Here is a 20,690-nt window from a genome sequence, read left to right on the forward strand (position 1 = left end):
GTCCGATGTGGTCAGTTGCCGACGCGGCGGCGCAGGTCCTGGAACGCGGTGTAGTTCGCGATGACCTCGACCCGGCCCGGCGGGCACACCGATACGGCCTGGTCCAGGTTCTCGCAGACCTGGAAGTGCTGGTTCGCGACCTCCAGGCGCACCGCGAGGTCCAGCTTCCGGTCGCCGATGACGAAGATCGGATGGCCGGTCAGCCGGGTGTAGTCGACGTCCCACAGCCAGGAGGTGTCGGTGCCGTCGGCGCCGCGGGCGTTCACGGAGAGGATCACCGGGGCGGGCGGCGGGTCGATGAGCGAGAACGTCTCCAGCCAGCCGGCCGGGTTCTTCGCCAGCAGCAGACGCAGGTCACGACCCTGGAACTGAACGACGTCGTACCGGCCGGCGACCGCCTGCACCTGGTACATCCGCTCCAGACCGACCTGCGGCGGCACCCCGAAGACGGCGGCGACGGCCGCGGAGGAGGTGGCGTTGGCCTTGTTGGCGCGCCCCGGCAGCTGCAGGTGGATCGGCCACGCGGAGCCGTGCGGGTCGAGGACGTGGTCCCCGGACAGCGCCCAGCTCGGCGTCGGACGACGGAAGCCGCACTCGCCGCAGAACCAGTCGTCGCCCGGCCGCTGCATCACACCGCCGCAGGACGGGCAGGACCAGGCGTCGTCCTTCCACATCTGCCCGGCGGCGACCCAGATCACATTGGGGGAGGAGGACGCGGCCCACACCACCAGCGGGTCGTCGCAGTTGGCGACGATGACGGCCTTCGTGCCGGCCAGGCCCTCGCGCCAGTTCTCGGCCAGCATCCGGGTCTCGGCGGCGCGGTCGAGCTGGTCGCGGGAGAGGTTCAGCAGCGCGATGCACTTGGGGTCGGTGTCCCTGGCCACACCGGCCAGGTACTTCTCGTCGACCTCGATCACGGCGAACTTGGCGTCCGAGCCGCCTGCCAGCGCCGAGGTGATGCCGGCCGGCATGTTGGCGCCGAGCGCGTTGGACACGACGGGCCCGGCGGCCCGCAGGGCCTCGGCGATGAGCCGGGTGGTCGTGGTCTTGCCGTTGGTCGCCGACACCAGGACGACGTCCAGGTTCTGGGCGAGCCGGGCGAGGAGGTCGGGGTCGAGCTTGAGCGCCACCCGGCCGCCGATCACCGATCCGCTGCCGCGCCCCGCGGCGCGCGACGCCGCCGCGACCGCCTTGCCCGCGGTCACGGCGAGCTTGGCCCGCGGCGTGAGCGGGTCCGAGTTGCCTGCCATCAGTTCTCGATCCTCCTTGCGTACGCGCCGCGCCTTGAGCCATCCGGCAACGTGGTGTGGCCTCAGCCTATCGAGATCCACTCACATGCCCGAACCGCGGCCCACGTCTGCGCGGCGGGCATGGGCCGAAGGAACCGTACCCTTGCGGCCATGCGACACGGTTTCATCCCGGGCGCCCGCGGGCGGGTCCGGCCTCTCACCCTGCTCGGCGACGCGGCGCTGCGCGAGCCGTGCCGGGACGTCACCGACTTCGGTCCCGAACTGTCCGCGCTCGTCGAGGACCTGTTCGCCACCATGTACGCGGCGCAGGGCGTGGGCCTGGCCGCGAATCAGATCGGGGTGCCCCTGCGGGTGTTCGTCTACGACTGCCCGGACGACGACGATGTGCGGCATCTCGGACATGTGGTGAACCCGCGACTGGTGGAGTCGGACGGCGTCGTGCTCCGCGGCCCGGAGGGCTGCCTGTCCCTGCCGGGGCTGGAGGCGGGCACGGAGCGGTACGACCATGCGGTGGTCGAGGGCCGCACGGTGGCCGGGGAGCCGGTCACCGTGCACGGCACGGGGTTCTTCGCGAGGTGCCTGCAGCACGAGTGCGACCACCTGGAGGGTGGCCTTTACGTGGATCGCCTAACGGGATGGCGCAAGCGGAGGGTGCTGCGGCAGGCCGCGCGAGCGCCGTGGGGGCGGTGACCGCCGCGCGGCTTCAGAACCCGGGGCCGCCCATCCTGTCCCCCGCGGCCGCCAGGCGGCCCCACAGCAGGTCGGCCAGGCTGCGCACCAACTCCGCACGGGAGCAGGGACGTTCGCCCAGCCACCAGTCACCCGCCGCGTGCATCATCCCGACGATCCCGTGCCCCCACACCCGGGCCAGCTGCTGGCTGCCCGGTCCGAGGTCGAGCCGGTCCTCGATGACCTGGGCGAGCTCCTCGCCCATCCGGCGGAGCAACGGCGCGGAGTGCTTGCCGACGTCGAACCCCTGGTCGCCGCCCTGACCGCCCTCCGAAGGGTGCATCAGGAACCGGTACACCTGGGGCCGGGCCTCGATCGCGGCGAGGTAGGTGTCCAGCGTGGACTCCACCCGCTCCCGCCGGTCGGCAGGTGCGTCCAGCGCGGCCCGCAGGGAATCGAGCAGGGCGTCCGTGTGCCGCTTGGCCAAGGCGGCGTAAAGTCCGCCCTTGTCCCCGAAGTGGCGGTAAAGAATCGGTTTGGTGATGCCGGCCTCCGCCGCGATGGCGTTCATCGAGGCCTGCGGGCCGTCGCGGAGCACCACCCGGTCGGCGGCCTCCAGCAGCTCGCGCCGTCGGCGGTCGGCGGATCGCTGCTGATCGGTTCGCTGTGTGGTGTCCATGTGCTCTCCCCACCCGTGCTGGTTCGGTGACGCCTGCGCAAACTAACACTGCGTGCCCCTGACATCGAACGGAAGCGGAGGGGCCTTGTGGAGTTGACTTTTCCTACCGGCGAGTAACACACTGCCGTTACCGCTAGTAACATGCACAGCCGCTGGAGGGGACATGGCCGAGTTCACCATGGAGCTCAACGACGAACAGAAGGAGGTCCGGGACTGGCTGCACGGCTTCGCCGCCGACGTCATCCGGCCCGCGGCCGCCGAATGGGACGAGCGTGAGGAGACTCCCTGGCCGGTCATCCAGGAGGCCGCGAAGGTCGGCATCTACTCCCTCGACTTCTACGCGCAGCAGTACTTCGACCCCACCGGCCTCGGCATCCCGATGGCGATGGAGGAGCTGTTCTGGGGCGACGCGGGCATCGCCCTGTCCATCGTGGGCACCGGCCTGGCCGCCGTGGGCGTTCTCGCCAACGGCACCGAGGAACAGATCGGCACCTGGATCCCCCAGATGTACGGTGACGCGGGCGATGTCAAGGTGGCCGCCTTCTGCTCCTCCGAGCCCGACGCCGGCTCCGACGTGGGCTCCATGCGCACGCGCGCGGTGTACGACGAGGCCAAGGACGAGTGGGTGATCAACGGCACCAAGACCTGGGCGACCAACGGCGGCATCGCGGGCGTCCACGTCGTCGTCGCCGTCGTCGACCCGGAGCTGGGCTCCAAGGGCCACGCCTCCTTCATCGTCCCGCCGGGCACTGCGGGCCTGGCCCAGGGCCAGAAGTTCAAGAAGCACGGCATCCGCGCCTCCCACACCGCCGAGGTCATCCTCGACAACGTGCGCGTCCCCGGCTCCTGCCTGCTCGGCGGCAAGGAGAAGCTGGACGAGCGTCTCGCCCGGGCCCGGGAGCGGGCGAAGGCGGCCAAGGCGGGGGGAGAGCGGGTGAAGAACGCGGCGATGGCCACGTTCGAGGCCTCCCGGCCGGCCGTGGGCGCCATGGCGGTGGGCACCGCACGGGCCGCGTACGAGGTCGCCCTCGACTACGCCAGGACCCGCGAGCAGTTCGGCCGGCCGATCATCGACAACCAGGGCGTCGCCTTCCAGCTCGCGGACATGCGCACGTCCATCGACGCCGCCCGGCTGCTGGTGTGGCGGGCCTCCTGGATGGCGATCAACGGCAAGCCGTTCACCGCGGCCGAGGGCTCGATGTCCAAGCTGTTCGCCAGCGAGACCGCGAAGAAGGTCACCGCGCAGGCGATCCAGATCCTGGGCGGCAACGGGTACACCAGGGAGTACCCGGTGGAGCGGATGCACCGCGACGCGGCCATCTACACCATCTTCGAGGGCACGAGCGAGATCCAGCGCCTGGTGATCGCGCGGACGCTCGCCGGGGTGCCGATCCGTTAGGGGCATCTCAGCAGAAGGACGCGCATAGAACGCTTCCAGTGAAACGGCCCTCCCAGTCATCTGGGGAGGGCCGTTTCTGTACTTCCGACTCAAGATCCCATCGCGTTTGGGAGACGTTTGGGAGATCGTCTGTCCCTGGACGGCTTCAGTGGGGGATACGGGCCGAACTCGCGGCGGTCTACGACGACCCTCAACGAGCCGTCGCGAACGCCCCCTGGATCTGCAGCTCGTTCGCCGCGGTCGACGAGTTGCACAAGGAGCTGTGGCGCTATCACGGCCACGCCACGACGATCGCCGAAGGGGAGAAAGCACCCCGCCGGATAGGCGTCTCTTGCCCGTGCGGGCACGTCCTCCGCGTCACCCTCGACACCGCCGGCGTCCGCTGCCCGGCCTGCTCCACCAGCTACGGGCACTCAGAGGCGCTGCGGCTGCCGCTGGCGACCCGGTCTGCGGCATGATGCCCATCCGCAACCCGAGGGGGGACACGTGAGATCACTCCTGCATTGGCACAGCAAGGGCGGCAGAGTTGAAATCGCTGGCGGAATCGACAGCATTCCGGGAGTTGTCGTAAAGTTCGCCCCCTGGCCTTTCTGCTCTACCAGCCCTTCAGGATCCTCCACTGGGACAGTTGGATTGCCGTCGCAGTGGCCAGTCTCTATCCCCTCTGGGAACTCGGCCGCGTCCACCGAGCGCTCGTCGAGCTGGTCATCGCCTGGAATGAGCAGTACGAGGCACAGCAGAAGGCAGAGCATGCCGAGTACTACCGCAAGCGGCACGAGAAGCGAGACAAGCCCTGACCGCCGCCCCGGGCTTTAGTCCGTGTCCCTCCGGTAGCAGCCCGGAGAGTTGCCAGACGAGGTGAACTTGGGAATATCATTGCGGAAGAACCGGATCGTCTGATCCGGTGGCTGTGGATGTGTCAGCTCATTGACGGCCGCCTTAGAAATAATCAGGCAGAATGCCTTGATCAATGGAGTGCGGTCCGTTGAACGAGACAGCTCAAGGGATGCTTCGTATTGGCCAGTCTGATACATCCAGTTTTCGGCCAGGAAACTGAATGCTGGCTGTTGAGGTTTGTCCTGGCTGACGATAATTGGGGCGGGATCGCTACTCCAAGTGGGATTGATTGAGTCTGTAGTTGCATCGTATGACCACGTGTCGCTCTCCCTCCAATAGAAAGCTGGCCTCTTCGAAGAATAGATGGAACCAGTAGGGGTGAGGTGCAAACGTGCATCGCGGATTACTTCCACATTCTCACTCTTGAACCTGGTTGCGATTGTCGGCTGTACATAGAACCAAACGTTGTTGCCCGCCTTTTCGAGGCGAATGAGGTGAGGAAGCGTCACATCGACGTGAGGTTTGCGCTGCAGCTCAGCGAAGTTGAAGAGGGAGACGGCCAGAGCGACGACAGCAGTAGCTGTCGCGGACCATTTGTGTACGGCGTCGAAGCGTCGCCTTCTACGCGACCTCGCGGGCCTCCTCGCAGCGTCTTCCATTCCCCCACTTTGCCCACAGGATGCAATCCTTGGTCTGCCGTGTTACTCCGTATGGCGGCGAAAGTAGCGCCCGACCAAGACCGCCGGGCCTGCGCACCCCAATCGTGATCGGCGGCCCCGAAGTGCTGCAGCACCTCCAACAGCTCGTGCGCCTCCGACAGGGTGAGCAGGGGCACGCGCGGCTCCGTGGCCTCGGCAGGGTCGAACTCGGCGGCTAGCTAGAAGATCATCCATGCCATGGGCAACGGGCGGCGGGGGAGACGGTCACGGTCCGCTGGCGGCGACCCCACCCTTACGCATCCATAGATGCTCTAGGGTAGAGAAACTCAAGCCCCCTAAAGTTTCGGAGGCCGGGATGAGCGAGCAGCCGTGGACCATCGAACGGATCCGTGACGCACTCGGCAATCCTGCCCTCGCCCAGCGCTTCCTCGCCGAGATCAACCGCGCGCCAGCCCACGAACTGCTGGCCGTCTTCGCCCGCTGGGAGCGCATCGCCAAGGACACCGTGGCCGCCGTCGAGCGCGGCCGGCAGATCGCGGCGGCAGAGGCGCGCGGCGAGGAGCCGCCTGGCGAGTGGATCGACGTTACCGACCGGGTCCTCGCCGAAGCCGACCGCATCCGCACCCGAGGCGCCGCCTGATTCCTCGATCGGCAGACACGCACTGTCGTCGAGCCGCTACTCTTCGACCGGGGATTTGGGAGGATCCGCTGCCTACCGGCCGTACTTAGCCATGCCTTCATGGAGTAGCGCGTGATCTACCGACTCAAGTACGACCCCGCTGCGGAAGCCGTCCACGAGGCGATGCCGGCCGCTGCCAGCGAAGCCCTCACCCTCGCGTTAGCCGACGCCTGCCACGACCCCATCGCCGCCACCGAGCCCTACGGTGAAGACGACGGCGTCATGCGGATGATCGTCACTGGGCAGGTCTTCGCCGTCCTCCTCATCGGACAGACGTTCAAGACGATCACCGTGCTACAGGTGACCTACCTCGGGTGAGCGACGAAGCCCCGCCCGATGGCCGAATGGCGGACGGGCTAGTCCGACTGGCCGGACGGCGTTGCATCGCCATCGTCGTCCGGCTCGTCTCGCGTCAGCCCCAGCGCCTCGTCGATCAGGTCTTCGCCGCCACGATCGACCGTCGGCCGCTTTATCGATGCGCCCACTCGCGACTCGCAGCTCGTCGAATGCCGTCTTCATCCTCAACTCACGCGCCTTGCGGCTACTCATCGTCAGGCAGCCGCCGCGAGATTCGCCCGGCCAACGCCAGTGCCTGCTTGTGTCCCACGTTGTCGCCCGACGCCAGCACCTGCAGCATCAGCATCGCGGCACGGAATTCAGCCTCGTTCGCCAGCGCCACCCGCTCGCCGCCCTTCTCCAGCAACTCCCAGAGGTCGCGGTCGAGCTGGCATTCAGGTGGAGAGACGATCGGCAAGTCGTCGTGGTAGCCCATGCCGGAGAATCCAGCGAGAGCATACGGCGGACACGGCAAAGCCCCCAGTTGGAGCAATCCGACTGGGGGCTTCACGCACGTCCGGCTACGCGGCTTCCTCCACTGCGGCCGGCTCGACTGGCTTCCGCCCGGCGAGCACCTGCCGGATCCAGCCCGCCGACAGCCCTATCCGCGCGGCCAGCTCCTCCACCGCCACCCCGCGCCGGTTCGCTGCCCGCAATGCCGCATTCCGCCGGGCCTGCATCCGCTCCCGCGCCGCCCGGCCCGCAACTGTCCGATGCAGCACCACCGCCGCGTGCAGCAGCAGCCAGCCGACCGCGTCATCCCACCTACGAGCCACGTCGTCCCCCTCAAGTCCAGTGCGACCCCGCTGACAGTCCACGGTCAGGGAGTACAGGCGGAGCGACAAGGGCGCGAACCAGGCGCACGCGAAACGCCCCCAGCCGGGAGGGGGACCGGGGGCGTCGGGCGTGCCGGGCTACAGCGCGGTCAGTCGATACGGCTCGGGCAGATCCGGTAGTGGCACCCGCAGCACCTGGCCCAACATCACGCGGACCATCTGCTCACGCAGCGGCGCCGGCAAAAACGAGGACAGATCCATCGAGATTCGACCCTCGCGCACATCCACCCGCCCCCACATCCTCTCGTCGCCGATGGGCAGGAGTCGCAGCTCCGCGTCCAGCTCAGCGAGCAACTGGGGGATGGGCGTGTCGAGTAGCCACCTCGCTGTCTGCCCCGAACTTGATTCCGCCAACTCGGCTAAGCTCATATCGGAACCTCTCATTTGGCATGGGTTTCCACTGGCGGCGAGGTGCGAACTCGCTGGTCAAACCGGCCGGGCGGGTGCGAACCGCCCGGCCGGTTCCGCCTGCGGAAAGATGACACAGAACCTAGCCCGTCGCGTGGCCCGTGTGCGATTCGGCCACAAGGTGATCACGCAGATCCGGCTCCCTTGACGGGCCCCCCGAGGACCCCACCCTTATGCACCCACGGGTGCATTGACCTGCAATCCCGTACAGTACGGATTCTGAGTTGACCTGCACACATGCATGCGTGCAAGGCGTGACTTGCCTCCTGTGAATGCGTAGTTACGCGTAGTACGGCAGAGCAAAACGGGCAGTCAGGATGGCGCAAAAGCAACGGTTAATGCTCACAGGCCACCAGCGGGCGGGGCGTCGAAGCGAGACCGCGCTGACAGAAGACGGCCAGGGGATGCAGGCGGAGCGACAAGGGCGCGAACCCGGCGCACGCGAAACGCCGCCGCACCCGAGGCGGGCACGGCGGCGGTCAGGGGCTACAGCTCGGTCAGGCGATAAGGCCACCGGCGGTGGCGGCAGCTGAACACCCAGCACCATGCCCAGCATCGAACGGGCGACGATCTCCCACTCGGCGTCAGGCCGTCCCGCTGGCCGCACGAAGAGGCGACTGCCGTCAGCGTTGATGCAGGCCCAGCCGGTGAAGCCCGGCTCGACCTCCATGATAGTCGCCCTGACACCGAACTCCTTCAGCAACTGCGGGAGTGGATTGTGGAGCAGGTAGTCCGCTGTCGGTTCAGATTCTGGTGTCTGCGTTACGCTCCTCATGGAGCCCCCATTTCCGTGGACGGTTTCCAGCCGACCAGCGAGCGGCGAACTCGCTGGTCAAGCGACAGTCGGGGTGTGCCTCACCTCGGCTGTTGGTCGTCCCGGAGACGACTGTAGAGCACGCTCGGAGTGGCCCCAGGCAGCCTCTGGCCTGCAGACTTTTTATCCCCGTCACTCGAATGGGTGATCATCTGAATTTATGGTCCCTACCACTTGGAAGTCCCCGACGGGTCGTCTGCCTGGGGCGGCAGTTCGTAGATACTTTCAAGGCCGTCGTCGTTTATGGCCTGCGCCTTTTCCTGCAGGCCGAGAAAGGCGAACACAGTAATGGCGATATTCGGCCAGAACTTGACCCAAAGACGGTGCAGGCGCCGTGCATAGCGGCGCCCCTCCCGCGCGCGGTGGAAGGGGTGTGTGATCTGCTTTTCAGGCACTGAGTAGGTCGTCCAGGTACTCCTGTACCGGCCCGTAAGGCACCAGTTCGGGGATCTCGGCGAGCGTCACCCAGGCGACGGCGTCGAGCTCGTCGGCGTCCGCGACGTGGGCCTCGCCGCCGATCACGCGGCAGGCGGTGTAGGACATCGGCCGGCCCGTGTACGGGTGGATGCGCTCGCCGAGCACCCGGATCGCTTCCACGGTCAGCCCCGTCTCCTCGAGCGTCTCGCGTACCGCCGCGCCTGGAGCGACTCGCCATTCTCGACCTTGCCCGCAGGCAACTGCCACAACAGGCGGCCCTCTGCGACCCGGCGGCGGATAAGAAGCAGGCGGCCGTGATGCACGATCACGGCCGCCGCGACCTTCTGGTCCAGCACGCTCACTGGGGCGGCAGCCCGGTGATGATGGGATTCTGCCTCCATGAGGCAGCTACCAAGGCGGCCATCAAGGCAGCTACCTCTTGGTCAGTCATGGCTTCTCGCAGTGCGATAGCGACCTCTTCGGGTTGGTCGACTGGCAGGAAGAACCACCTTTTTCCGGTAGACGGCTTAGGTACGACCCGATGCCCATGACCGGGTAGAAGGAGGCCGACTTCCGCGAGCTTGCCGCAGGCTCGCTTCACCGCCTCGACGCTGACGCCGAACTCGGCAGCGTATGCCGTATGAGAGACCTTGGCCCCCGGTGGCAGTTCGCCAGACTCGATTCTGCTACGGAGCAGCTCAGCTACGCGCATGTAGTGCTTGTTCGACTCTTTGCGAGGCAAGAGCTCGGTCCTAGACGAGTAGTTCCGATTGTCACGGTGAAGGTATGAGTGAAGCCAGCGCGGTGGGCTGCCCCGCCCTGGCGGCGGCCGAGCCGAGCAGTAGGTCGGCCAGGTCATGGGGCTGCGCCTGTTCACCGGTCGGTGCCGCTGCGGTGATTCGGTCCAGTCGGAAGCCTCGACCGGCCTGGCGCGTGCGGCACCAGGCGATGAGGTACCACTTGCCGTCGGCGGTGAGTAGTCCGGCCGGTTCAACGTCGCGGTCGCTCTTCCGCCCGGCCGCGTCGACGTAGGACAGCCGCAGCACCGTGCTGTCGGTGAGAGCCTGCTCCACCGCGGCCCGGACCGATTCCATGGTCCGCGTCGGCAGCGCGACGATCCGGGCGGCGAGGTGCTGGGCCGCCGTCCAGGCGGGGCCGGTCATCGAGGCCGCGATCTTCTGGGACGCCGTACGGACCGCGCCGGCGTAGGGGGCGGAGGCGTCGGCGGCGGCGAGGGCGGCGACCAGCGCCGCCGTCTCTTCGGCGGTGAAGCGGATCGGCGGGAGGGTCATCGCCGGGTCGATCGACCAGCCGCCGCCCCGCCCGGTTGTGGTGCGCACCGGGACAACCGCCTCCATCAGCGCCTGGAGATCGCGCTGCACCGTGCGCGTGCTGACCTCGAACCGCGCGGCGAGTGCGGCAACCGTCAACGATCGCGGCGCCGCCGCGCGCAACTCTTCCACCAGTGCGTAGAGCCGAGGAGTGCGGTTCATGAGGCCGACGCTACCGTCACGCGCCGGCCAGGAAGTCCCGCTCCCGCTGCTGTTCGCGTGCGGTGATGGTTAGCGGGAACAGGGTGAAGCCGTGCATCGCGCCCGCGACGACGCCGAGTTGCACGGGCGATCCGGCCGCCTGCCACCGCTGGGCCAGGAAGAGAGAGTCGTCCAGCAGCGGGTCTTGAGTACCGACGACGATCCGGGCGGGCGGCAGGCCGGTCAGATCGGCGTACAGCGGCGAGACCTCCGGGTCGCGGCGCTCCTCCGGACCCATTCCCGGCGTGAAGAGCTCGTAACTTCCCCGCACCGAGTGGGAGTTGCTCAGCAACCGCCGGGAGCCGAACAGCCGCTGGCTCGGTGTCATCGACAGGTCGTACGGGCCGAAGGCCAGATGGGCCCCGCGGAACGTGCCGGTGATGCTGTGCCGGTCGCGAAGGCGCAGCAGGGTCAGGACGCTCAGGTGGGCACCGGCCGACTCGCCACCGATCAGCAGCCGCCCCGTACCGAACTCGGCCTCGGTGTGGTCTACCAGCCACCGGGCGGCCGCTTCGCAGTCGTCAGGTCCGGCGGGGAATGGGTGCTCCGGTGCCAGGCGGTAGTCCACGCTCATCACGGCCAGCCGGGCTTCCACGGCAAGCCGCCACAGCTTCTCGTCCTGCCCGTCCGCAGAGCCGAACGCCCAGCCGCCGCCGTGTATGTGCAGGTACACGCCGTCGACGTGATCCGGCACGAACGCCCGGACCTTCACCCCGCCCGCGACGACGCGGTCCTGGCCCTGCGGCAGCCGCACTGGTGGCGTGTCGCCACCGAGCCGGTTGCGCCGCAGAAGGGCCAGCACGTCTGCACTCGACGCTTGCCCACGAGGTGGTCGGCTCGCGGCAGTAGCCTCGAACTGGGCGTTGAATGTCAGGGTCTCGGCGAGGCAGTCCTCATCTGTGATCGTCATGCGTCGACAGTCGCAGCTGTCTGCGCCAACACCCTGTCACCCTTCCCCCGTGAACTGCATCACATCCCACTGCCCTACCCGCACGACGTCCTGACAGCCCAACGCCAGGAGTGAGCCCGCGTCCGCAGCAAAAATCTACTGACGCGGCCGACCACTCGCCGCTCGAAAACGCACAAGATCGGTTCGTGACGACCGACCTGAACACCCTCTTGACCGCGCTCTATGTGAAGATCGACGACGAGATCGGAGGAACCCGGGGCATTGGCCGACCGCCCCGGATCGGCAACTCCGAACTCATCTGCCTGGCGGTGGCTCAGTCCATCCCGGGCTTCCGCTCCGAGGCCCGCTGGCTGAGGTTCGCTCACGCGCACCTCGGTTCGATGTTCCCCTACCTGCCTCAACGCCCAGGCTACAACAAGCGGTTGCGGGCGGCTCTGCCGCTGGTGAAACGGGTGATACGGCTGCTGGCCACGGACACGGCTTTCTGGTTCGACAACGTGTGGATCGCCGATTCCACCCCGGTGGAGTGCAGCCGGTCCAGGCCGACGGCCAGACGGTCCAACCTGGCCGGCTGGGCCGGATACGGCTACTGCGCCTCCCACTCCCGGTTCTTCTGGGGCTTGCGCCTGTACCTGGTCTGCACCCCGGCCGGGATGCCCGTCACCTGGGCGCTGGCCACCCCGAAGATCGACGAACGCGAGGTGCTGGCGGCCATGTTCGACCGCGAACCCTACCTGCCCGCCGAGCGCAGCGGCCTGTTGCTGATCTGCGACAAGGGCTTTGCCTCCAAGGAGTTCGAGGCCGATCTCGCCAGACAGGGCATCGAACTGCTGCGTCCATCCATCAAACGCGAGCGGCGGCGCCGGGGAGAGCCACAGCTCAAGGCCGTGCGACAGCTCATCGAATCGGTCAACGACACCCTCAAAGGCCAGCTCGACCTGGAGCAACACGGCGGCCGCACCCTCGAGGGCGTCGCGATCCGGGTCGCCCAGCGCATCCTGGCGATGTCCGCAGCGATCTGGCACAACCACAAGACCAGCGCACCGATCACACGCTCGCTCATCGCTTTCGACCACTGATCACATCGGAACTACTCGTCTAGCGGCACGGGCTCGCTCGATGCGCTGGATGGCCTCGGGTGCATGGGGATTGTCTGGGCCGCTTCTCGCTGAGGCTCGGCAGCAGCAGACGGCTCTGCGGGGGCTTGTGGCGGAGATTCGGCAGGCGCAGAAGGGCTCGGCGGTTCCTTCGGGGAAGCCGGCGGCGGGGGCGGGGGTTCTGGTGTCGCGGATCTCTCGGCGTGAATCGCTGCGTGGCGCGGCCAGGCCTCGGGTTGAGTGTGTCCCGCCGTCGGCGTTCTCGCTGGGTGATGAGGCGGTGGAGCTGGCGCGGCGCTCGCGGGCGAGCCACTCGTCGTCGTGGGGCAGGGTTGGCACCCGTCAAACGCTGCGCTGAAGATGATCATAGGTCAGCCCGGTTGACCGGGCATTTTGTGATCATGAATCTGGCCATCAGTCCTGCGGCGCCCTGGCATGTGCCGTAGGGCTCCGGGTAGTGCCAGTAATCGAACACAAGTTCACCCGAAAGGATGAACTAGGGACTTGACCTGCAACTCTCGGGCAACACGGAAGGTCAAGAAGACAGAGACGTGCCGACGGTCCCACGTGAAGGGCGCCCCCTTTTGTGGGCCGTCGGCGCGAGCGCTCCCCGGCCGACGGGCTGGGGGGCGTGCCCGCACTCTCGGGGAGATTTGGGAGACGCCTGCTACGGAGGAACGCCGAGTAACGCCCATGGAAGCCGGAGTAACACAGGGGGAGTGTGGCACTGAGCAGGTGAAACGGTAGAAGGTTGCAGATCGTGCACCGCGACGCGGCCATCTACACGATCTTCGAGGGCACCAGCGAGATCCAGCGCCTGGTGATCGCGAGGACGCTGGCCGGGGTGCCGATCCGTTAGGGCCTGTCCGGCGGGTCGTTCCGCAGACGCGGGGCTTGGCGCGCCCATCTGCGGCGCACCAGGCCCCGCTCGCTCACCGGTGCCGCAGAGGCGTGAGCTGCTCGATGTCGTAGCGCTTTCTCAGCGCCTCGATCGCCTCGTGGTCGGGCGGCCCGCCGGTCCCCAGGATCTCCAGCAGCTCCTCGAAGTAGCGCTCGTGATCCGGCGGCGGAGAGGCCTGGAAGAACATCTTCGCCGGGGTGTCCGTCGGATTCGCGAACGCGTGCGGGCAACCCGGCGGTACGACGATGACCGTGCCCGGGGTCGCCCGAACCACCCGGCTGCCCGAACTCGACTCCCACTTCTGCCAGTTGTCGAGGGTCCGGACACGCGGTTCGAAGGCGAGCACGTCCAGCTCGCCCTCCAGCACGTAGAACAACTCCTCGCTGCGCGTGTGCACATGGGCGCCCACGTCGAAACCCGGCGGGACCTCCACCTCGAAGGTGGAGGCCGTCCGGGAGTGCGTGCCGGTCACCTTGAAGGTCACGCGCTGGGCGGGCGTCTGCACCACCCGGCCGTGGCCCGGTGGCACGAGCAGCCCCTCGGTCGCCGTCATCGGTTCCTCATGCCGTCCCTTCGTGCTCGGCACGCCAGCGGCCCAGCGTCATCTCCGCGGTGATGCCGGGACCGAACCCGGCCAGCAGCCCGCGCGCCCGGTGCTCGGCGCCGCCCTCGTCGAACAACCGGCGCAGGGCGTCCAGTACGACGGCGCTGGCGATGTTGCCGTACTCGGTGAGCGTGGCCCGGCTGAACCGGAACGCGTGCGGCTCGACCTGCAGGAACCTGCTGAGGTCGTCGAGTATCCGGGGACCACCGGCGTGGATGATGTAGAAGTCCAGGTCGGACGCGTCCCAGCCGTGCGTGCCGGCCAGGCCCTGCAGGGCCGGAGCAAGCGGTTCCATCGTCGCCGGTACCCGCTTGTCCAGCAGGAAGTGGAAGCCGGTGGCCCGGACGTCGTACGCGATCCAGTCCTCCGTCTTGGGGATCAGGTACGAGCCGTTGCGTTCGAGCTCCACGCCGGTGCCGCCCCGGCCCCGGACCACGGCGGCGGCGATGCCGTCGCCGAACAGGCCGTTGGAGAGCAGCGAGCCGACCCCGAGGTCGGTTGGCTGGTAGCACAGCGAGCAGAACTCGCACGCCACGATGAGCGCGTTGGCCTCGGGATAGGCCGTGCAGAAGTCATGGGCCCGGTTGATCGCGGCGCCGCCGGCCGCACAGCCCAGCTGGGCTATGGGCAGCTGCCGGGTGGTGCTGTCGAAGGCCATCTCGTTGATCAGCCACGCCGTGAGCGAGGGCATCATGAAGCCCGTGCACGAGACGAAGACGATCGCGTCGATGTCCGTGGTGAGCAGCTCCGCGTCGTCGAGCGCGCGCTGGATGACCGCGGGCACCCGGGCCTTCGCCTCGGCCTCGTAGAGGTTGTTGCGCTCCTGGAAGCCCGGGTGCTTCAGGGTCTCCTCGATCGGCTGCACGATGTGCCGGGTCTTCACGCCCGTGTTCTCGATCAGCCGGAGGGCCAGGGGCAGCTGTGGGTGGTCGGCGTGGCGGGAGCGCGCCAGCTCCAGCGTCTCCTCCATCGTGATCACGTGCTCCGGGACCGACACCGAGGGTCTGCACAAAGTCGCCATGAACCGTGCCTGCTTTCGCCGTCCTGCGGGCTTGCGCCCACCGGTCAGAAGGTGGTTCACCTCAGGGGGTGGTCCATCCACGATCACCCGGGAGGGCGACGATCTCGCGTCGGGTTACTCCAGACCGGTGACGTCCCCCGACAGGCTCAGGCGGACTTCGGCAGGCATTCGGGCAGGTGGACACACCCCCTAGGGCGCGCCCCCGCTGCTGTGCGCGATGCACGCCACGTCGATCCGGTCGGCCAGCTTGGCCAGCTCGATCGTCAGCGCGGCCACCGTGTCCTCGTCGAGCCCTTCCTGCCCCGCCTCGACGAGACGCAGCCACCTTCCGCCCACCGTGCGCAGCAGCTTGCTCACTTCGGCGGCGGACACCTGCAAGGTACCGCGGTCGTCGACGATCAGAGGCAGAGTCACTTCGCGGTTCACAGACGGGATGGTAGTCGTGGAACCCTCACGCACCCTGCCAAACGGTCGTGATGTTGCAGAACTCCCGGATTCCGTGCCCGGACAGCTCACGTCCGTACCCGGACCGCTTCACACCCCCGAACGGAAACGCCGGGTGGGACGCCGTCATGCCGTTGACGTACACGGACCCGGCCTCCAGGTCCCGCGCGAACCGCTCGACCTCGCTCTCCTCCCGCGTCCAGACATTCGAACTGAGTCCGAACAGCGAGTCGTTGGCGATGAGGATCGCCTCGTCCAGGTCGCCCGCCCGGTACAGGGTCGCCACCGGCCCGAAGGTCTCCTCGCGGTGGATGCGCATCTCCCGGGTGATCCCGGCGAGCACGGTCGGCGGGTAGAACCAGCCGGGCCCGTCCGGCCGCTCCCCGCCGCACAACACCTCGGCCCCCGCACGCTTGGCGTCGTCGACCAGCTCCTCCAGGTCGGCCCGCCCCTGCTCACTGGCGAGCGGCCCGACGTCGGTGCCCTCCTCCAGGGGATCGCCGGTCTTCAGCGCCTTCATGCCCGCGACGAACTTCTCGGCGAAGGCGTCGTAGACGTCCGTGTGCACGATGAACCGCTTGGCGGCGATGCAGGACTGCCCGGTGTTCTGCGTCCGCGCGGTCACCGCGATCTCGGCCGCCCGGTCGATGTCGGCCGAGGGCATGACGACGTACGGGTCGCTGCCGCCCAGCTCCAGCACCGTCTTCTTGATCATGTCCCCGGCGGTGGCGGCGACCGCCCGCCCCGCCGGCTCGCTGCCCGTCAGGGTCGCGGCCTTCACGCGGTCGTCGCGCAGGATGTCGTCCACCGCCGCCGAGCCGATCAGCAGCGTCTGGAAACAGCCCTCCGTGAAGCCCGCCCGGTGGAACAGGTCCTCCAGGTACAGGGCCGTCTGGGGGACGTTGGACGCGTGCTTGAGCAGCCCCACGTTGCCCGCCATCAGCGCGGGCGCGGCGAACCGGATCACCTGCCACAGCGGGAAGTTCCAGGGCATCACCGCGAGGACGGGGCCCAGCGGGCGGTAGCGCACCCGTACCCGGGACGCGCCCGAGTCCCGTACGTCCGCCTCGGCGGGTTCCTCGTCGGCGAGCAGCCCCTCGGCGCGGTCGGCGTACCAGCGCATGGCCTTGGCACACTTGGCGGCCTCCGCCCGAGCCTGCTTGACCGGCTTGCCCATCTCGGTGGTCATGACCCGGGCGATCTCCTCCTGGTCCTCGTCGAGGAGGTCGGCGGCCCGGTTCAGCAGCCGGGCGCGCTCCGCGAAGGAGGTCGTCCGGTAGGTGCGGAACGTGGCCTCGGCGAGCTGGAGCCGGCGCTCCACTTCCTCCTCGCCCATGGCCTCGTACGTCTTGAGCGTCTCCCCGTTCGCCGGGTTCACCGTCGCGATGGGCATGGCAGACCTCCCTAGGAGCAGGGCTGTGTTACGACCTTCCCGCGCGGCGGTCGGCGCCGCAACGCGGGGCGGTCCTGTCGGCAGGCGACCCGCCGGGCGGCTCACCTCTCGGCCGAGTGCTCCGCCAGCCGGTCCAGAAACGCGGTCTGCGCCGTGACGATCACCGCACGTGCCCGGTCCAGGCCGAACCACGCCACGCGGTCCAGTTCGGGGAACTCCTTCCAGCGCCCCGACCTCGGCGGCCACTCCATGGTGAAGGTGCCCGGGGCGATCGTCTCCGGGTCGAGCTCGGCCTCGACCGCCCAGGCCGTGACGGTCTTCCCGCCGGTCTGCCGGACCTCGCCCAGCGCCACCGCCTCCCCGTCGGGCGGCGCCAGCCCCAGTTCCTCCTGGAACTCCCGGCGGGCCGCGTCAAAGGCGGGCTCACCAGGCTCGTACTCGCCCTTGGGGACGGTCCAGGCGCCCGCGTCCTTCCTGCTGAAGTAGGGGCCGCCCATATGACCGAGCAGCACCTGAAGGCCGTCGGCCGTGTGCCGGAACAGCAGCAGTCCGGCGCTGCGCCTCGGCGCCGCCGGGCTCACGGCCCCACCTCCGGGTGCGCGGCCAGCAGCGTCTCCACGGTGTCCGCCTCCTCGGGGCGCTTGTCCTCGCGGTAACGGAGGACACGGGCGAAGCGGAGGGTCACCCCGGCCGGGTACCGGGAGGAACGCTGCAGGCCGTCGTAGGCGATCTCCACGACGAGTTCGGGGCGTACGGTCACCCCCCAGCCGTGCTCCCGGACCGCCAGCTCGGCCAGCCGCTCGGTCTGCCAGGTGAGCATCGCGTCGGTCATGCCCTTGAAGGTCTTGCCGAGCATGGCGAAACCGCCGTCCGCGTCGCGGGCGCCGAGGTGGAGGTTGGACAGCTTGCCGGTGCGGCGGCCGTGCCCCCATTCGGCGGCCAGCACGACCAGGTCGAGGGTGTGCACGGGCTTGACCTTCAGCCAGGACGCGCCGCGCCGGCCCGCGCTGTAGGGAGCGTCCAGCGCCTTGACCACCACGCCCTCGTGACCGCGGGCGAGGGTGTCGGCGAGGAACCGTTCCGCCCCGGCCATGTCCTCGGGGTCCTCCGGCCCGGACACCAGCGTCCTGCGGACCCGCATCGGTTCGGGCACCAGCCGGGCCAGCTCCGCGTGCCGCTCGGCGAACGGCAGGTCGAGCAGATCGCGGCCGTCGACCGCGAGCGCGTCGAAGAAGACGGGGGAGGCGGGCACCTCCTCGGCGGCCTTCGCCACGTCCACCCGGGACCCGACCCGGCCCGCCGTCTCCTGGAAGGAGCGGGGCCGCCCGGTCGCGTCGAGGGAGATCACCTCGCCGTCCAGGATGAAACGCTCGCCCGCCAGGTCCCTTACGGCCGAGCTCACTTCGGGCAGCCGGTCGGTGATGTCGTCGAGGGTGCGGGTGACGATCCGCACGGTCGGCCCGTCCCGGTGGACCTGCACCCGGATCCCGTCCAGTTTCTCCTCGACCGCGCAGGCGCCCAGCTTCCCCACCGCCTCGGCCACGGAGGAGGCGCTGTGCGCCAGCATCGGCAGCACCGGACGGCCGACGGTGAGCCGGAAGCGGTCCAGCGCCCCCGGCCCCTCGGCCAGCAGCGCCCCGGCGACCGTCTGCAGCGAACCGGCGAGCATCACCGCCCGCCGGACACCCCCCGGGTCCGCGCCGGTCGCCTCGGCCAGCCCTTCCACGGCGACCGCGTCGAGGGCGCCCTGCCGGACCTCGCCGGTGATCAGCCCGTACAGGAAGCGCTGCTCCTCCTCGGTGGCCGCCCCCATCAGCTCCCCGACCAGCCGCGCCCGCTCCGCCTGGGAGCCGGGCCCGGAGACCTTGCCCAGCTCGGTGAGCCGGGCGTCGACCTCGGCCACGGTCAGGGACGGTTCGGTGGCGGGCGGCACCCGGCGGGACAGCACCTTCCAGCCGACCCCGAGCCGGCCCTGCGGCAGCCGCCCCGCCAGGTACGGGATGACGATCGGCACGTCGTCCGCCTCCGCCGCCCGGAACAGCTCCGCGAGCAGGGCGGTCTTCCGGGACCGCGCCGAGGTGGCGGCGACCTCGCGGGACACGTGGGCGAGCCGGGACAGCAGCATGCAGTAATGGTGCTACGGGGCCGCCCGGCCTACACCCCCACGGCCGCGTCCAGATCGGCGAACAGCAGCTCCCCGTTGATCGCCGCGCCCGCCCGGTAACCCCGGCTGGCCGCGTTGACCACCTGTTCCGCGAACCCGCTCGCGTTGCCCGCCGCCCACAGCCCGGGCACGGTGGTCAGGCCGCGTTCGTCGATCACCGGGTAGGCCCCGAACGGGGTCTCCCGCAGCTCCGCGCCCAGCCGGGTGAGCAGATCGGTGCGCGGCACGGCCCGGGGCGCGACGAACAGCACCTCGCGGTCGTACGCCGGTCCGTCCACGAGCGCGACCCCGGTGAGCCGGTCGCCGGCGACGACCACCTCGGCCACCTCGCCGGGGACCACCCGGACCCCGGCTGCCGCGAGCCTGCGCGTGTCGTCGTCGGTGAGCCGGTCCTCGGCGATCTTGTGTAGGAACAGCGTCACGTCCTTCGACCACTGGGTGACCATGAGGGCCTGGTGGACGCTCATGGGGGTGGTGGCGAGCACGCCGAACGCCCGGTCGCGCACCTCCCAGCCGTGGCAGTACGGGCAGTGCAGCACGTCCCGGCCGAAGCGCTCGGCGAGGCCCGCGACCGGCGGCAGCTCGTCCTTCAGGCCGGCGGCGACGACCAGGTGCCGGGCGCGGACGGTCCGCCCGCTCTCCAGCAGCACGGTGAAGCCCGTCCCCGGGGCGGCGTCCACCGTGGCGTCCACCGCCCGGTCCCGGACCAGTTCGACGCCGTACCGCGCGATCTCCTCGCGGCCGGCGGCCAGGAACTCGGCGGGCGGCATGCCGTCCCGCGAGAGGTAGCCCTGCATGTGCGCGGCGGGCGCGTTGCGCGGTTCCCCCATGTCGACGACCAGGGTGCGGCGCCGGGCCCGGCCCAGGACCAGGGCGGCGGACAGTCCGGCCGCGCCGCCTCCGACGATGACGACTTCATAGGTGTTCTCGCTGCTCTCCGTCATGCGGAGACGGTCGCCCGGCGCCCGCCGTATTGACAAACAATGTTGCCGATCCTGCAATTGCGGCCATGACGACCGACGAGGTACTGGCCGAGGTGGGCCCGAGGCTCCGCCGTATCCGCAAGGAGCGGGAGGTGACCCTGGCCGGGCTGTCGGAGGCGACCGGGATCTCCGTCAGCACCCTCTCCCGGCTCGAGTCGGGCCTGCGCAGGCCCAGCCTCGAACTGCTGCTGCCGATCGCGCAGGCCCATCGGGTGCCGCTGGACGAGCTGGTCGGCGCCCCGCCGGTGGGTGATCCGCGAGTGCGGTCCGAGCCGATCGTGCGGGGCGGGCGCACTCACTGGCCGCTGACCCGTCAGCCCGGCGGGCTGCAGGCGTACAAGGTGCTGGAGCCGCGGCGGCGGCTCGAACCCGATCCGCGCACCCACGAGGGCTACGAGTGGCTGTACGTGCTCTCCGGACGCCTGCGGCTGGTGCTGGGGGAGCACGACGTGGTGCTCACGGCCGGGGAGGCCGCCGAGTTCGACACCCGGGTGCCGCACTGGTTCGGGTCGACGGGGGAGGGGCCGGTGGAGTTCCTCAGCCTGTTCGGGCCGCAGGGAGAGCGCATGCATGTGCGGGCGCGGCCCCGGGGGCAGTGACGCACGCGACTGTTCCCTGATGAGCAAGCGACCGCTTAGTATGCCGTTGACCCCGTCGG

Annotated in this window: 23 protein-coding genes and 2 pseudogenes; 8 read left to right on the forward strand and 17 right to left on the reverse strand. The window is 69.2% G+C overall.

The annotated features are described in order from the left end of the window. Window positions 1–11: 11 nt before the first annotated feature. Window positions 12–1,250 carry a MurT ligase domain-containing protein gene (locus ACFY0F_RS07015; protein WP_388790111.1) on the reverse strand — a complete coding sequence of 413 codons (1,239 nt, stop codon included), beginning with the start codon at window positions 1,248–1,250 and terminating at the stop codon, window positions 12–14. 150 nt (window positions 1,251–1,400) lie between these two features. Here ACFY0F_RS07015 and def point away from each other — a divergent pair, with 150 nt between their 5' ends. Further along, window positions 1,401–1,940 (forward strand): peptide deformylase, encoded by a 540-nt coding sequence (def, locus tag ACFY0F_RS07020; RefSeq protein ID WP_388790114.1) that lies wholly within the window; start codon window positions 1,401–1,403, stop codon window positions 1,938–1,940. A gap of 13 nt (window positions 1,941–1,953) precedes the next feature. Here the strand turns inward: def and ACFY0F_RS07025 are convergent, their stop codons facing one another. Beyond that, window positions 1,954–2,598: a TetR family transcriptional regulator gene (locus tag ACFY0F_RS07025; RefSeq protein WP_388790117.1), complete on the reverse strand. Its 645-nt coding sequence runs from the start codon at window positions 2,596–2,598 to the stop codon at window positions 1,954–1,956. Between the two features lie 163 nt (window positions 2,599–2,761). Between ACFY0F_RS07025 and ACFY0F_RS07030 the strand changes: the two genes are divergently transcribed. The 4 genes from ACFY0F_RS07030 (at window position 2,762) to ACFY0F_RS07045 (ending at window position 6,490) form a co-directional block, all read left to right on the forward strand. Beyond that, a complete protein-coding gene (locus ACFY0F_RS07030; RefSeq protein ID WP_388790120.1) occupies window positions 2,762–3,997 on the forward strand; it encodes an acyl-CoA dehydrogenase family protein in 1,236 nt (411 codons plus the stop codon). A 644-nt stretch (window positions 3,998–4,641) separates the two neighbouring features. Continuing rightward, window positions 4,642–4,794: a hypothetical protein gene (locus tag ACFY0F_RS07035; RefSeq protein ID WP_388790122.1), complete on the forward strand. Its 153-nt coding sequence runs from the start codon at window positions 4,642–4,644 to the stop codon at window positions 4,792–4,794. 1,054 nt (window positions 4,795–5,848) lie between these two features. Next, on the forward strand, window positions 5,849–6,133 hold the full coding sequence (locus tag ACFY0F_RS07040) for a hypothetical protein (RefSeq protein WP_388790124.1): 285 nt from the start codon (window positions 5,849–5,851) through the stop codon (window positions 6,131–6,133). 111 nt (window positions 6,134–6,244) lie between these two features. Then, window positions 6,245–6,490 carry a hypothetical protein gene (locus ACFY0F_RS07045; RefSeq protein ID WP_388790127.1) on the forward strand — a complete coding sequence of 82 codons (246 nt, stop codon included), beginning with the start codon at window positions 6,245–6,247 and terminating at the stop codon, window positions 6,488–6,490. Between the two features lie 223 nt (window positions 6,491–6,713). Here the strand turns inward: ACFY0F_RS07045 and ACFY0F_RS07050 are convergent, their stop codons facing one another. The 8 genes and pseudogenes from ACFY0F_RS07050 to ACFY0F_RS07085 all read right to left on the reverse strand — a co-directional run bounded on the left by ACFY0F_RS07050 (window position 6,714) and on the right by ACFY0F_RS07085 (window position 11,425). Next, window positions 6,714–6,944 carry a hypothetical protein gene (locus tag ACFY0F_RS07050; RefSeq protein ID WP_388790130.1) on the reverse strand — a complete coding sequence of 77 codons (231 nt, stop codon included), beginning with the start codon at window positions 6,942–6,944 and terminating at the stop codon, window positions 6,714–6,716. Window positions 6,945–7,029: 85 nt separating this feature from the next. Then, window positions 7,030–7,284, reverse strand: coding sequence for a hypothetical protein (locus ACFY0F_RS07055; RefSeq protein WP_388790132.1), 255 nt, complete (start codon window positions 7,282–7,284; stop codon window positions 7,030–7,032). A 138-nt stretch (window positions 7,285–7,422) separates the two neighbouring features. Beyond that, complete coding sequence (locus tag ACFY0F_RS07060; RefSeq protein WP_388790135.1) at window positions 7,423–7,638, reverse strand: hypothetical protein; 216 nt, start codon at window positions 7,636–7,638, stop codon at window positions 7,423–7,425. A gap of 1,095 nt (window positions 7,639–8,733) precedes the next feature. After that, entirely contained in the window at window positions 8,734–8,961 is a 228-nt protein-coding gene (locus tag ACFY0F_RS07065; protein WP_388790137.1) for a hypothetical protein, read from the reverse strand. Further along, window positions 8,954–9,384 (reverse strand): annotated as a pseudogene (locus ACFY0F_RS07070) (NUDIX hydrolase). Before ACFY0F_RS07070 ends, ACFY0F_RS07065 begins: the two are co-directional and overlap by 8 nt. Then, the gene (locus tag ACFY0F_RS07075; RefSeq protein ID WP_388790140.1) at window positions 9,342–9,842 is read right to left on the reverse strand and encodes a GntR family transcriptional regulator; all 501 of its coding nucleotides are present in this window, start codon (window positions 9,840–9,842) and stop codon (window positions 9,342–9,344) included. Before ACFY0F_RS07075 ends, ACFY0F_RS07070 begins: the two are co-directional and overlap by 43 nt. Beyond that, window positions 9,757–10,476 (reverse strand): helix-turn-helix transcriptional regulator, encoded by a 720-nt coding sequence (locus ACFY0F_RS07080; RefSeq protein ID WP_388790142.1) that lies wholly within the window; start codon window positions 10,474–10,476, stop codon window positions 9,757–9,759. The genes ACFY0F_RS07075 and ACFY0F_RS07080 overlap by 86 nt, the downstream gene beginning before the upstream one ends. 16 nt (window positions 10,477–10,492) lie before the next feature. After that, on the reverse strand, window positions 10,493–11,425 hold the full coding sequence (locus ACFY0F_RS07085; RefSeq protein WP_388790144.1) for an alpha/beta hydrolase: 933 nt from the start codon (window positions 11,423–11,425) through the stop codon (window positions 10,493–10,495). A 185-nt stretch (window positions 11,426–11,610) separates the two neighbouring features. Between ACFY0F_RS07085 and ACFY0F_RS07090 the strand changes: the two genes are divergently transcribed. Together ACFY0F_RS07090 and ACFY0F_RS07095 are read left to right on the forward strand one after the other, a co-directional pair. Beyond that, window positions 11,611–12,504 (forward strand): IS982 family transposase, encoded by an 894-nt coding sequence (locus ACFY0F_RS07090; protein ID WP_388790147.1) that lies wholly within the window; start codon window positions 11,611–11,613, stop codon window positions 12,502–12,504. 778 nt (window positions 12,505–13,282) lie between these two features. Next, window positions 13,283–13,381: pseudogene (locus ACFY0F_RS07095) on the forward strand (acyl-CoA dehydrogenase family protein); the annotation flags it as partial. A 73-nt stretch (window positions 13,382–13,454) separates the two neighbouring features. Here ACFY0F_RS07095 and ACFY0F_RS07100 read toward each other — a convergent pair. From ACFY0F_RS07100 to ACFY0F_RS07130, 7 genes are all read right to left on the reverse strand, one after another. Beyond that, on the reverse strand, window positions 13,455–13,976 hold the full coding sequence (locus tag ACFY0F_RS07100; protein WP_388790150.1) for a cupin domain-containing protein: 522 nt from the start codon (window positions 13,974–13,976) through the stop codon (window positions 13,455–13,457). 7 nt (window positions 13,977–13,983) lie between these two features. Next, window positions 13,984–15,096, reverse strand: coding sequence for a type III polyketide synthase (locus tag ACFY0F_RS07105; RefSeq protein WP_388791307.1), 1,113 nt, complete (start codon window positions 15,094–15,096; stop codon window positions 13,984–13,986). Window positions 15,097–15,237: 141 nt separating this feature from the next. After that, on the reverse strand, window positions 15,238–15,474 hold the full coding sequence (locus ACFY0F_RS07110) for a DUF6213 family protein (protein ID WP_388790152.1): 237 nt from the start codon (window positions 15,472–15,474) through the stop codon (window positions 15,238–15,240). 25 nt (window positions 15,475–15,499) lie between these two features. Then, window positions 15,500–16,885 (reverse strand): NADP-dependent succinic semialdehyde dehydrogenase, encoded by a 1,386-nt coding sequence (locus ACFY0F_RS07115; protein ID WP_388790154.1) that lies wholly within the window; start codon window positions 16,883–16,885, stop codon window positions 15,500–15,502. 101 nt (window positions 16,886–16,986) lie between these two features. Then, entirely contained in the window at window positions 16,987–17,466 is a 480-nt protein-coding gene (locus ACFY0F_RS07120) for an NUDIX domain-containing protein (protein WP_388790157.1), read from the reverse strand. Further along, the gene (locus ACFY0F_RS07125; RefSeq protein WP_388790160.1) at window positions 17,463–19,010 is read right to left on the reverse strand and encodes an ATP-dependent DNA ligase; all 1,548 of its coding nucleotides are present in this window, start codon (window positions 19,008–19,010) and stop codon (window positions 17,463–17,465) included. The genes ACFY0F_RS07120 and ACFY0F_RS07125 overlap by 4 nt, the downstream gene beginning before the upstream one ends. Window positions 19,011–19,039: 29 nt before the next feature. Next, the gene (locus ACFY0F_RS07130; RefSeq protein WP_388790163.1) at window positions 19,040–19,993 is read right to left on the reverse strand and encodes an NAD(P)/FAD-dependent oxidoreductase; all 954 of its coding nucleotides are present in this window, start codon (window positions 19,991–19,993) and stop codon (window positions 19,040–19,042) included. Window positions 19,994–20,058: 65 nt separating this feature from the next. On the opposite strand from ACFY0F_RS07130, the gene ACFY0F_RS07135 reads away from it, so the two are divergent. Continuing rightward, complete coding sequence (locus ACFY0F_RS07135; RefSeq protein ID WP_388790165.1) at window positions 20,059–20,631, forward strand: helix-turn-helix domain-containing protein; 573 nt, start codon at window positions 20,059–20,061, stop codon at window positions 20,629–20,631. The last annotated feature ends 59 nt before the right edge of the window (window positions 20,632–20,690 follow it).

It is taken from the genome of Streptomyces sp. NPDC001544 (assembly GCF_042894285.1).
GTDB lineage: Bacteria > Actinomycetota > Actinomycetes > Streptomycetales > Streptomycetaceae > Streptomyces.

Bases quoted from the DNA above. Each gene is read 5' to 3' on its own strand.
- ACFY0F_RS07015 (WP_388790111.1), bottom strand. From the start codon at position 1,250: ATGGCAGGCAACTCGGACCCGCTCACGCCGCGGGCCAAGCTCGCCGTG.
- def (WP_388790114.1), top strand. From the start codon at position 1,401: ATGCGACACGGTTTCATCCCGGGCGCCCGCGGGCGGGTCCGGCCTCTC.
- ACFY0F_RS07025 (WP_388790117.1), bottom strand. From the start codon at position 2,598: ATGGACACCACACAGCGAACCGATCAGCAGCGATCCGCCGACCGCCGA.
- ACFY0F_RS07030 (WP_388790120.1), top strand. From the start codon at position 2,762: ATGGCCGAGTTCACCATGGAGCTCAACGACGAACAGAAGGAGGTCCGG.
- ACFY0F_RS07040 (WP_388790124.1), top strand. From the start codon at position 5,849: ATGAGCGAGCAGCCGTGGACCATCGAACGGATCCGTGACGCACTCGGC.
- ACFY0F_RS07050 (WP_388790130.1), bottom strand. From the start codon at position 6,944: ATGGGCTACCACGACGACTTGCCGATCGTCTCTCCACCTGAATGCCAG.
- ACFY0F_RS07075 (WP_388790140.1), bottom strand. From the start codon at position 9,842: ATGACCTGGCCGACCTACTGCTCGGCTCGGCCGCCGCCAGGGCGGGGC.
- ACFY0F_RS07080 (WP_388790142.1), bottom strand. From the start codon at position 10,476: ATGAACCGCACTCCTCGGCTCTACGCACTGGTGGAAGAGTTGCGCGCG.
- ACFY0F_RS07085 (WP_388790144.1), bottom strand. From the start codon at position 11,425: ATGACGATCACAGATGAGGACTGCCTCGCCGAGACCCTGACATTCAAC.
- ACFY0F_RS07100 (WP_388790150.1), bottom strand. From the start codon at position 13,976: ATGACGGCGACCGAGGGGCTGCTCGTGCCACCGGGCCACGGCCGGGTG.
- ACFY0F_RS07115 (WP_388790154.1), bottom strand. From the start codon at position 16,885: ATGCCCATCGCGACGGTGAACCCGGCGAACGGGGAGACGCTCAAGACG.
- ACFY0F_RS07125 (WP_388790160.1), bottom strand. From the start codon at position 19,010: ATGCTGCTGTCCCGGCTCGCCCACGTGTCCCGCGAGGTCGCCGCCACC.
- ACFY0F_RS07130 (WP_388790163.1), bottom strand. From the start codon at position 19,993: ATGACGGAGAGCAGCGAGAACACCTATGAAGTCGTCATCGTCGGAGGC.
- ACFY0F_RS07135 (WP_388790165.1), top strand. From the start codon at position 20,059: ATGACGACCGACGAGGTACTGGCCGAGGTGGGCCCGAGGCTCCGCCGT.